The organism is Rubrimonas sp., from assembly GCF_036788415.1.
Classification (GTDB): Bacteria; Pseudomonadota; Alphaproteobacteria; order Rhodobacterales; family Rhodobacteraceae; genus Rubrimonas.
The window spans coordinates 1-10,651 of the sequence record NZ_DAIQNN010000087.1 but is presented as its reverse complement, the minus strand read 5'-3'; the positions used below and the strand labels follow the sequence as shown (position 1 = coordinate 10,651).

General features: G+C 73.3%; 11 protein-coding genes. 8 read left to right on the top strand and 3 right to left on the bottom strand.

The window, feature by feature from the left end; translation table 11 throughout:
* The 4 genes from V7Q31_RS14975 to V7Q31_RS14960 form a co-directional block, all read left to right on the top strand.
* The coding region (locus V7Q31_RS14975) for an endonuclease III domain-containing protein (protein ID WP_333834666.1) at nucleotides 1–380 on the top strand (380 nt) is incomplete at its 5' end.
* Complete coding sequence (locus V7Q31_RS14970) at nucleotides 377–1,372, top strand: adenosine kinase (RefSeq protein ID WP_333834665.1); 996 nt, start codon at nucleotides 377–379, stop codon at nucleotides 1,370–1,372. The genes V7Q31_RS14975 and V7Q31_RS14970, both read left to right, overlap by 4 nt.
* A 39-nt stretch (nucleotides 1,373–1,411) precedes the next feature.
* Nucleotides 1,412–3,007 carry a Na/Pi cotransporter family protein gene (locus V7Q31_RS14965; RefSeq protein WP_333834664.1) on the top strand — a complete coding sequence of 532 codons (1,596 nt, stop codon included), beginning with the start codon at nucleotides 1,412–1,414 and terminating at the stop codon, nucleotides 3,005–3,007.
* Nucleotides 3,000–3,455 carry a hypothetical protein gene (locus V7Q31_RS14960; protein ID WP_333834663.1) on the top strand — a complete coding sequence of 152 codons (456 nt, stop codon included), beginning with the start codon at nucleotides 3,000–3,002 and terminating at the stop codon, nucleotides 3,453–3,455. Before V7Q31_RS14965 ends, V7Q31_RS14960 begins: the two co-directional genes overlap by 8 nt.
* A gap of 7 nt (nucleotides 3,456–3,462) precedes the next feature.
* Here the strand turns inward: V7Q31_RS14960 and V7Q31_RS14955 are convergent, their stop codons facing one another.
* From V7Q31_RS14955 to V7Q31_RS14945, 3 genes are all read right to left on the bottom strand, one after another.
* On the bottom strand, nucleotides 3,463–4,530 hold the full coding sequence (locus tag V7Q31_RS14955; protein ID WP_333834662.1) for an enoyl-CoA hydratase/isomerase family protein: 1,068 nt from the start codon (nucleotides 4,528–4,530) through the stop codon (nucleotides 3,463–3,465).
* Complete coding sequence (locus V7Q31_RS14950; RefSeq protein ID WP_333834661.1) at nucleotides 4,527–5,669, bottom strand: acyl-CoA dehydrogenase family protein; 1,143 nt, start codon at nucleotides 5,667–5,669, stop codon at nucleotides 4,527–4,529. Before V7Q31_RS14950 ends, V7Q31_RS14955 begins: the two co-directional genes overlap by 4 nt.
* A gap of 89 nt (nucleotides 5,670–5,758) precedes the next feature.
* Complete coding sequence (locus V7Q31_RS14945; protein ID WP_333834660.1) at nucleotides 5,759–6,355, bottom strand: hypothetical protein; 597 nt, start codon at nucleotides 6,353–6,355, stop codon at nucleotides 5,759–5,761.
* Between the two features lie 133 nt (nucleotides 6,356–6,488).
* Between V7Q31_RS14945 and V7Q31_RS14940 the strand changes: the two genes are divergently transcribed.
* From V7Q31_RS14940 to V7Q31_RS14925, 4 genes are all read left to right on the top strand, one after another.
* Complete coding sequence (locus V7Q31_RS14940) at nucleotides 6,489–8,351, top strand: glycerophosphodiester phosphodiesterase (protein ID WP_333834659.1); 1,863 nt, start codon at nucleotides 6,489–6,491, stop codon at nucleotides 8,349–8,351.
* Entirely contained in the window at nucleotides 8,335–8,886 is a 552-nt protein-coding gene (locus V7Q31_RS14935; protein ID WP_333834658.1) for a hypothetical protein, read from the top strand. Before V7Q31_RS14940 ends, V7Q31_RS14935 begins: the two co-directional genes overlap by 17 nt.
* Nucleotides 8,887–9,202: 316 nt before the next feature.
* The gene (locus V7Q31_RS14930; protein ID WP_333834657.1) at nucleotides 9,203–9,826 is read left to right on the top strand and encodes a TetR/AcrR family transcriptional regulator; all 624 of its coding nucleotides are present in this window, start codon (nucleotides 9,203–9,205) and stop codon (nucleotides 9,824–9,826) included.
* Nucleotides 9,808–10,651, top strand: an 844-nt coding sequence (locus V7Q31_RS14925; RefSeq protein WP_333834656.1) for an acyl-CoA dehydrogenase family protein, incomplete at its 3' end; no start/stop codon positions are given. The genes V7Q31_RS14930 and V7Q31_RS14925, both read left to right, overlap by 19 nt.

The window sequence follows — 10,651 nt, the reverse complement described above, 5'->3', positions numbered from 1 at the left end:
AGGCGAAGAACGTGATGAAGCTCAGCCGCATCCTCGTCGAGGAGCATGGCGGCGAAGTTCCCAATTCCCGCGCCGCGCTCGCCGCCCTGCCGGGCGTCGGTCGCAAGACCGCCAATGTCGTGCTCAACATGTGGTGGGGCATGCCGACCATGGCGGTCGACACCCATGTGTTCCGCGTCGCCAACCGCACGGGGCTGGCGCCGGGGCGCGACGTGGTGGCGGTCGAGCGCCTGCTCGAGGACGTGGTCCCCGCCGACTACGCCCGCCACGCCCATCACTGGCTGATCCTGCACGGCCGCTACACCTGCCTCGCGCGCAAGCCCGCCTGCGGGAGTTGCGCGCTGTCCGACATCTGCCTGTTCGAGGAGAAGACGGCATGAAACCCATTCACGTCACCGGGATCGGCAACGCGCTGGTCGACATCCTCGCCCGCGTCGAGGACGAGTTTCTGGCTGCGAACGGCGTCGAGAAGGGCATCATGACGCTGGTGGATGCGGCGCGCGCGGTCGAGCTTTACGGGCGGATGGGGCCGGGCAAGGAAGTCTCGGGCGGATCGGCGGCCAACACTGTGGCGGGGCTGGGGATGCTCGGCGCCCGCGCCGCCTATGTCGGCAAGGTGAAGGACGACCAGCTCGGCGCGATCTTCGCGCATGACATCCGCAGCCTCGGCGTCGGCTTCGACACGAAGATGGCCCCGCGCGACGGCGGGCCGGAGGAGACGGGGCGCTGCATGGTGCTGGTCTCGCCCGATGGCGAGCGCTCGATGAACACCTATCTCGGCGTCTCGGCGACGCTCGGGCCGGACGACATCGACGAGGCCGCGATAGCTTCCAGCGAGTGGATCTATCTCGAAGGCTACCGCTTCGACGGGCCGGACGGGCAGGCGGCCTTCCGCAAGGCGGTGGCGGCGGCCAAGGCGGCCGGGACCAAGGTCGCCCTCACCGTCTCCGACCCGTTCTGCATCGAGCGCCACCGCGACGCCTTCGCCGCGATGATCCGCGACGATGTGGACCTGCTCTTCGCCAACGAGGCCGAGATCAAGGCGCTCTACCGCACCGACGACCTGAGCGCCGCGATCCGCGCGGCCCAGTCGCAGCTCGACCTCACCGCCTGCACGGTCGGCGCGAAGGGCTGCCATGTCGCCACGCGCGACGACGTGCGCGACGTGCCGGCCTCGTCCATGCCGATGGTGGACGCGACCGGCGCCGGCGACCTGTTCGCCGCCGGGTTCCTCTACGGGCTGGTCGAGGGCCGCGACGTGACGGCCTGCGGGCGGATGGGGTGTCTGGCGGCGGGCGAAGTGATCTCGCACATCGGCGCCCGCCCTGAGCAGGACCTCAAGGCGCTGTTCCGCGCCGACGGCCTGCTCTGAGCCCTCGCAGCCGCCGCGTCGGCGGCGCATGATGGCGGCATGGAAACCGGGTTGCTGCTGATCCCCGGCGGGGTCGGCCTGTTCCTGCTGGGCATGTCGCTGATGACGGGGGGCCTGCGGGCGCTCGCCGGCCCCGCCCTGCGCCGGATGCTGGGCGCCGCCACGAGCAGCCCGCTGCGCGGCGCGGTCTCGGGCGTGCTGGCGACGACCGCCGTGCAATCCTCCTCGGCGACGACGGTGATGGCGGTGGGCTTCGTCGGCGCCGGGCTGATGACTTTCCCGCAGGCGCTCGGCGTGATCTTCGGCGCCAATATCGGCTCGACCACGACGGGCTGGATCGTCGCCCTGCTCGGCTTCAAGCTCGATCTGGGGCTGGTCGCCACCGCCCTGCTGCCGGTGGGCGCGCTCGCCCGCATCCTCGGGAAGGGACGGATGCGCGAGGCGGGGTCGGCGCTCGCGGGCTTCGCGCTGCTGTTCATGGGCGTTGAGGCGATGAAGGACGGCGCGGCGGGGCTCGAAGGGCTGGTCGTCCCCGAATCGCTGCCCGGCGGCGACGCGCTGGGGCTGCTGACGCTCGTCGCCGCCGGGGCGCTGGCGACCGTGATCACCCAATCCTCGGGCGCCGGAATGGCGGCCAACCTCGCGGCCCTCGGGGCGGGCGCGGTCTCGCTGGAGCAGGCGGCGGCGCTCGCCATCGGGATGGATGTCGGCACCACGGCGACGGCGCTTCTGGCGACGGTCGGAGGCTCGACGGCGATGCGGCGCACCGGCGCCGCGCATGTGATCTACAATCTGATGACCGCCGCGATGGCCTTCGCGCTGCTGCCGGTCTGGGTCGGCTTCGCGGAGCGGCTCATGCCCGGCGAGCCGCAACTCGCCCTGGTCGCCTTTCACACCGGCTTCAACACGCTCGGCGTGGCGCTGATCCTGCCGTTCGCCGCGCCCTTCGCCCGGCTGATCGAGCGGCTTTTCCCCGAGCGCGCGCCGCCGCTCGCCCGCCGGCTCGACCCCGCGCTGCTCACCGACCCGCCCGCCGCCTCCGAGGCGGCGCTGGCGACCGTCGCCGATCTCGCGCAGGCTTTGACCGCGCATCTGACCGGCGCGCGCGACGCGCCCGACCTCTCCGACATCGCCGCCGCCATCGACGCCGCCCAGCGTTTCGCGGAACGGATGCCGCCGCCGTCCGCGCGCCGGGCCGACGCGTTGCACGCGCTCGACCATCTCGAGCGCCTCGCCCGGCGCGTCGGGCAGGCCGAGCGCCGCGCGACGCTCGACGCCGACCGCCCGCTGGTGCGCGCCGCCGCCCGCCTGCGCCGCGAGGCGCGCGGGGTGGACTGGCGCGCGCCGGGCCCTGCGCGCGTGCGCCGGCTGAATGCGATGCGCCGGCTGTTCCGCCGCCAGCGCGCGGGCTACCGCGCGGCGACGCTCGCGCAGGTCGCCGAAGCCGGGCTCGGCGTCGAGGAGGCGGGCCGGAGGCTCGACGCGATACGCTGGCTGCACCGCGTCGCCTACCACCTGTGGCGCATCGCCGCGCATCTCGACGCGCAGACCGCTCCCGCCGCGGATGGCAACGCTTCCTACACCGCGACAGGGGACAACTCCGAACAGACGATTGCGGAGGTGCGTGATGTATGACCATGCCGTCGCCAGTGCGACCGCCGAGGCGCTGCGCCTGCAGATGGCCCGGCGCGACGCCGAAGCCGCCCAGCGCCGCGCCGCCCAGAAAGCCTTGCGCGAGCGCGCCGTCGCCGAATTCGCCGAGGAGTTCGCGCGCGGCCATCTGACCAAGCGCGAACTCGCCCAGATTCAGGCCCGCGTTCTCCGCGCCGCCGAGGCCGGCGCCTACGAGGCGCTGGCGCTGCGCTTCCCCTCGGCCTTCTGCGCCGATGGCGGGCGGGCGATCAACAACGCCGCGCCCGACTGGCCCGACACGCTGACCGGCAAGGCCCGCGACGTGGTCGAGCTGTGGCGACGCTGGGCGCGCCCGCGCGGCTTCGGGCTGAAGGCGCTGATCGTCGACTTCCCCGGCGGCATGCCCGGCGATGTCGGCCTGTTCGTCACCTGGGCGCCCGAGGCGGCCTGAGCGCCCGTCAGAATTTCAGGTCCAGCCCCGGCGGCAGCGGCGCGAAAGCCTCCGCCACGGTCGCCGGCGTCACTTCGCCAAGCGTCGCCGGCGACCAGACCGGGCGCGACCCCTTGTCGATCACCGCCGCCCGCGTCCCTTCGTAGAAATCGGGCCGCGTCAGGCAGAAGCGCGCCAGCGCGTATTCCAGCCGCATGCAGTCGCGAAACGACAGCAGCCGCCCGTCCCGCATCTCGCGAAACGTCAGCCGCAGCGAGGTGGGCGACTTCTGCGCCAGCTCCGCCAACTGCGCGCGCGCCCAGTCCGACCCCTCCGCCCGCAGCGCGGCGAGCGCGTCCTCGACCGAGTCCCCCGCGAAGCAGCGGTCGATGGCTGGGCGCAGCGCCGGCCAGTCCCCCGCGCCCGGCTCGGCGGCGAACCCCGCCAGAACCCGGTCCACATCGGCGTAGGGGCTCGACCCGTACTCGGCCTTCGCCAGCGCCGTCAGCGCGTCGGCCTGCGCGGAGGAGGGGATGAACAGGTCGCACAGCCCCGCCGCGACCGCATCCGCCGGTCCGAGCCGCGCGCCGGTCAGCGCCATCCACATCCCCGTCTCGCCCGGCAGGCGCGGCAGGAACCACGACGCGCCGACATCGGGAAACAGCCCGATCCCGCATTCCGGCATGGCGAAGAGCGTGCGGTCGCCCGCGATCCGGTGCGAGCCGTGGACCGACACGCCCGCCCCGCCGCCCATCGTCACCCCGTCCATGAAGGCGACGTAGGGCTTGGGGTATTCGTGGATCAGCGCGTTCATGCGGTATTCGTCGCCGTAGAAGCGCCAGCTCTCCAGCCCGCGCTCTTGGCCGACTTCGTAGATCGCCTTGATGTCGCCGCCCGCGCAGAACGCCCGATCGCCCGCGCCGACGATGGCGACCACGGCCACCCCGTCCTCCTGCGCCCAGAGCCGCAGCGCATCCTCCATCCGCAGCGCCATGTCCTGCGTCAGCGCGTTGAGCTGGCGGGGGCGGTTGAGCGTGACGAGGCCGAGCGCGCCGCGCCGCTCGAACAGGATGTGGTCGTCGGTGGGGTCGGTCATGCGGTCTCCAGCAGCTTGCGGCTGACGATCAGGCGCATGATCTCGTTGGCCCCTTCGAGGATGCGATGCACCCGCAGGTCGCGCAACCGCTGCTCGACGCCGGTGGCCTTCACATAGCCGTAGCCGCCATGCAGCTGCAGCGCCGCGTCCACTACGTCGAAGCACGCGTCGGTGGCGAACTGCTTGGCCATCGCCGAGCGCATCGTCGCATCCGGCGCGCCCGCATCCAGCGCCGCCGCCGCGCGCCACACCATCAGCCGCGACGCCTCGAGCTTGGTCGCCATCTCCGCGAGCATGAACTGCACCGCCTGCTGCGCCGCCAGCGGCTTCCCGAACGCCTGTCGGTCGCGCACATGGGCGAGCGCCGCCTCCAGCGCCCAGGCGGCGCCGCCGAGCGAGCACGCGGCGATGTTGATCCGCCCGCCGTCGAGCCCCTTCATGGCGAAGCGGAACCCCTCGCCCTCGGCCCCGAGGCGGTTCTCCACGGGGATGCGGCAGTCCTCGAAGGTCACCGTGGCGGTGGGCTGGCAGTTCCAGCCCATCTTGTCCTCGGGGCGCCCGAAACTCATCCCCGGCGTCCCCTTCTCGACCAGCACGCAGGAGACGCCCGCCGCTCCCGGCCCGCCGGTGCGCACCATCACCGCGTAGAGGTCCGACGCGCCGGCGCCGGAGATGAACGCCTTCGCGCCGTTCAGGACGTAGGCGTCGCCCTCGCGCCTTGCGGAGGTGCGCAGGGCGGCGGCGTCGGAGCCCGCGCCGGGTTCGGTGAGGCAATAGCTCGCGATCATGTCCATCGCGCAGAGCTTCGGCAGGAGGCGGGCGCGCTGCTCCGCGTCGCCGAAGCGGTCGATCATCCAGCCGACCATGTTGTGGATGGTGAGAAAGGCGGAGGTCGCGACGCACCCCTTCGCCAGCGCCTCGAAGATCAGCGCGCCGTCGAGCCGCCCGAGCCCCGACCCGCCCTGTTCGGGGTCGACGAACACGCCGGCGAGCCCCAGCGCCGCCGCCTCGCGCATCTCCGCGACCGGGAAATGCGCCTCCGCGTCCCAGCGCGCGGTGTTGGGGGCGAGGCGGTCGGCGGCGAATCCTTCCGCCATCTCGACGATCTGGCGCTGCTCGTCGGTGAGCGCGAAGTCCATGCGCCGCCTCCCCCTGCCGAATTGAACGAGCGTTTGTAAAACGCGGCGGGGTCTGTCGTCCAGTTGCGTCCGCAGCTGCTGCGTCCCTCTCAGGACGCGCGGTCGCCCGCCTGCGCGTCGTCGGCCCGCGCGGCGACGGCCTCCGGCGCCGGGCTCGCCTGCTCGAAGCCGAACACGTTCATCTCGATCACCGCGAAGCAGACCAGCCAGAGCCACGCGTCGATCGCGTCGAGCGGTTTCGAAGCGTCCCAGGTCCACCACAGCGCGCAGCCGACGAGCACGCCGTAGAGCGCGATCTTGAGCCCGTTGACGATCGTCTTCTCCGCCCCCTCGTAGTCGCCCGGCGCGTACATCTGATAGAGCAGCACGGCGCAGACCCCGAGCCATCCGGTCGCGTTGATCGCGTCGACCCAGTCCTCCTCGCGGAAATAGCCGATCCAGGCGTAAACGATCACCGCATAGGCGAAGACGTTGGCGGCGATCACCGCGCGCCGCTCCCACGGCCCGTCATAGTCGCTGTCGAGGCTGCTCGACTCGTACTCCATCACCCCGAGCAGCACGAGCCACGCCGCGCTGTCGAGGAACTCCGTCAGCGTCTCCTCGGTGCGCAGGAAGAAATAGGTGTTGAGCGCGAGCAGCCCGTAGACCGTCCATTTGAAGATGTTGAAGCCCACCCGCTTGCTCATCTTCGCCTCCTTCGACATCAGCCGCCGTGATGTCGCACAGCCCTGTGACGCGGCGATGACGCCCCGGCGCGGCGGCCCTCTTGGCCTTTCCGCGCGCGCCGGGCTAGCGTGCCGGTCGAGGAGGCCCTCCGCCATGTCCGACGCCATCGCCCCCGCCCGGATCGACGCCGCCGCGGCGCGCGCGGCGCTCGCCCGCGCGTGGCGTCTGCGCCGGCCCGCCCTCGCCCTGCACCTCGCCGCCGCCATTCTCGGCGCCGCCATCCTCACGCCGCTCGTCGGCGGCGCGGCGCTGCTGGCCGCCCGCGTCTCCGGCGCCCCCGCCGTCGCCGATCAGGACATCGCGCGCCTCGCCCTCTCGCCCGTCGGCTTTCTCGCCGTGCTCGCCGCGCTCGCCGTGCTGATCGCTGCCAACGCCGTGGAGTTGTCCGCCATGACCGCGCTCGACGCCGAGGCGCGGCGCGGAGGCGCGCCGTCCGTCTGGCGCGCGCTGCGGCGGGTGGCGAAGCGGGCGCCCGCGATCCTCGGCCTCGCCGCGATCCTCGCCCTGCGTCTGATGCTGCGCGCCGCGCCCTTCCTGCTGATCGGGGCGGTGGCGGCGCGGGCGCTGCTGTCCGAGCACGACGTCAACTTCTACCTCGCCGAGCGCCCGCCGGAGTTTCTTCGCGCGCTCGGCCTTGGCGCGCTGCTGGCGCTCGGCCTCGTCCTCGTGCTCGGCGAGCGCCTCGTCGCCTGGGGCCTCGCCCTGCCGGCGGTGGTGCTGGGCGGGCTCGGGCCGCGCGCCGCCCTCGCGGAAAGCGCGCGCCTCACGCAAGGCCGCCGCCTGCGCCTCGCGCTCGGCCTCGGGCTCTGGGCGCTCGGGGCGGTCGCGCTGGCGGTCGCCGGGGCTGCGGCGGCGGGAGGCGCGGCGCGCCTGTTCGCGCCCTCCGCCGAGGCCGGGCTTCAGGCGGCGGCGCTGCACGTCATGGCCGCCGTCGCCGCCATCGCCGTGATCAACGTCGCCGTCGCCGCCGCCGCCGCCGCGAGCCTCGCGAGCCTGCTCGGCGGCGCCTATGCGGCGCTCGGCGGGGCCGAGCGTCTGCCGCAAGCGCCCGACGCCCCGCCCCGCCGCCTGCCGCTCGCGGCCCTGCTCGCCGCCGCCGCCGTGGCGAGCGCCGTCGCCGCGGGGCTGGCGCTGTCCGCCGGCGTGCGCGCCTCGCACAAGGTCGAGGTGATCGCCCATCGCGGCCATGGCGCAGCCCCCGAAAACAGCCTGCCCGCCATCGAGATGGGCGTCGCCGCCGGCGCCGACTGGATCGAGATCGACGTGCAGGAGACCGCCGACGGCGCGGTCGCGCTGATCCACGACCGCGACTTCATGAAGCTCGCCGGCGACCCGCGCCAGGTCGCGGACCTCACCCTCGCGGAGTTGCGCGGCATCGACATCGGCGCGCGCTTCTCCCCCGATTTCGCCGGAACCGTCGCGCCGACGCTCGCCGAGGCGCTCGAGGCGGTGCGCGGGCGGGCGAAGCTGCTGATCGAGCTGAAGCATTACGGCCGCGCCGTGCGGCTCGAGGAGCGCGTCGCCGAGATCGTCGAGGCGGCGGGGATGCAGAGCGACATAGCGGTCATGTCGCTCGACCATGCGTCCGCGGCGCGGATGAAGGCGCTGCGCCCGGACTGGCGCGTCGGTCTGCTCGCCGCGACCGCGCTGGGCGACCTCGCGCGTCTCGACGCCGATTTCCTCGGCGTCAGCACGCGCCTCGCCCGCCCGCCGCTGATCCGCCGCGCCCGCGCCGCCGGACGACCGCTTCATGTCTGGACGGTCAACGACCCTGTCGCGATGTCGCGCTTCGTCTCGCTCGGCGTCTCGGGGCTGATCACCGACGCGCCCGAACTCGCCCGTGCGACGCTGTCGGCGCGCGCCGGGATGACCGCCGCCGAGCGTCTGGCGCTGCTCGCCGCCGACCTGTTCGGCGTCGAGGGCAAGCCGGAGAGCGCGCGTGCGGCGTCTCCCTGACCTCTGCGCGGCGCTGCTGCTCTGCGCGGCGTCCGCCGCCGCCGCCGAAGCGCCGTGGCGCCTCGACCGCGCCGCCGAACTCCCCGCCCATCGCGCGCTGGCTGCGGCGCGCGCCGCCTCGGGCGACGCGCTGGCGCCCTTCGAGACCGACGGCTGCAGCGGCGGCATGTCGGCCGTCTGGGGCTTCGCCGCGCAGCGCTTCCCCGCCTTCGCCGCAGCGCAGGGCGGCCGCCCGCCCTGGGAGGCGTGCTGCGTCGCCCATGACCGCCTCTACCACCGCGCGAGCGACGACCCCGACCCGCAGGCGAGCTTCGCCGCCCGCCTCGCCGCCGACGAAGCCCTGCGCGCCTGCGTGGCCGAGGCGCTGGGCGAGGCCGCCTTCGGCCTGCCGCCCGACCTCGCCCCAGCCGCCGCCGCCGCGACCGCCGACGCGATGTTCCTCGCCGTCCGCCTCGGCGGCGGCCCCTGCACCGGCCTGCCCTGGCGCTGGGGCTACGGCCGCGCCCCCTGCGGCCCGTTCGGCGGCGAGCTTTGATCGGACGGCGCCGGGCGTGGCCGGAAAGCGCGGGGTCTGGGTCATTGGCCGATGCTCACTGTTCGCCGCTTGGCCCGTGCGACCAGCACGGGCCGCGCCCTCCCTCCCCCCAGGGAGGGCGCATTGCAACGCCTCAACTGGCTGAGACGTCCGAGTATCTGACGCCATGAACCGCTGGAGCCCAATCGTTCCGCAGCGCCCGCCCGAGGGAGGGCGCGGCCCTCATCGCCCTTCCCGACCGTCGAATATCCCCCACGCCCCGCCGCTTGTAACTGAACGCCCGTTCTTTTAGCGTCCATCTCCGGGGGAGGACGGCATGGCCCGCACCATCGGCTCAGAAGGCGCGCGCACCGAGGCGGCGATCCGCGAGGCGGCGGCGCGGCTGTTCGCGCGCCACGGCTTCGAGGGCGTCTCGATGCGTCGCCTCGCCGAGGAGGTCGGCGTGCAGGCCGGCGCCCTTTACCGCTACTTCCCCACCAAGCAGGCGCTGCTCGCCGACATGATGGCCGACCATCTCCGCCGCCTGCTCGACGCATGGGAGGCCGAGCCGAAGCCCCGCGCCGATCCGCCCGCCGAGCTCGCCGCCTTCGCCCGCTTCCATGTCCGCTACCATGTCGACCGCCGCGACGAGGTGTTCGTGAACTACATGGAGCTGCGCTCCCTCGCCCCCGACCACTTCTCGCAGATCGCCGCCCTGCGCGACGCCTACGAGGCGCCCCTGCGCGACATCCTCGCCCGCGGCGCCCGCGCCGGCCAGTTCCATGTTCCCGACCTGCCCGTGACCGCGATGGCCCTCGTCGCAATGCTCACCGGCGTGACGCGCTGGGCCAGGCCCGGCGGCCGTCTCGACGCCGACGCCCTCGCAGACCTCCACGCCGCCCTCGCCCTCGGCGCCGTCCGCGCCCCCCACCCGGAGCCGTCATGTTTCACGCCAGCATGAATTTCGCCCTCGGCGACGAGATCGAGGCCCTGCGCGAGGCCGTCCACCGTTTCGCGCAGGCGCGCATCGCGCCCCTCGCCGCCGAGACCGACCGCAGCAACGCATTCCCCAACGCGCTCTGGGCCGAGATGGGCGAGATGGGCCTGCTCGGCGTCACGGTCCCCGAGGAGTTCGGGGGCCTCGGCCTCGGCTATCTCGCCCATTGCGTCTGCGTCGAGGAGATCAGCCGCGCCTCGGCCTCCATCGGCCTCAGCTACGGCGCCCATTCCAACCTCTGCGTCAACCAGATCCGCCTCAACGGGACGCCCGAGCAACGCGCCCGCTATCTGCCGGGTCTCGTCACTGGCGCCTCCGTCGGCGCGCTGGCGATGTCCGAGCCGGGGGCGGGCTCCGACGTCGTCTCGATGAAGCTGCGCGCCGAGAAGCGCAACGACCGCTACGTGCTCAACGGAAACAAGATGTGGATCACCAACGGCCCCGACGCCGACGTGCTGGTGGTCTACGCGAAAACCGACCCCGAGGCCGGCCCCAAGGGCATCACCGCCTTCCTGATCGAGAAGTCGATGGCCGGCTTCTCCACCGCCCAGAAGCTCGACAAGCTCGGCATGCGCGGCTCCAACACCTGCGAGCTGGTGTTCCACGACGTCGAAGTCCCGTTCGAGAACGTGCTCGGCGAGGAAGGGAAGGGGGTCCGCGTGCTCATGTCGGGCCTCGACTACGAGCGCGTGGTGCTCGCCGCCGGCCCCGTCGGCATCATGCACGCCTGCCTCGACGTGGTGATGCCCTATGTCCACGAGCGCGAGCAGTTCGGCCGCCCGATCGGCG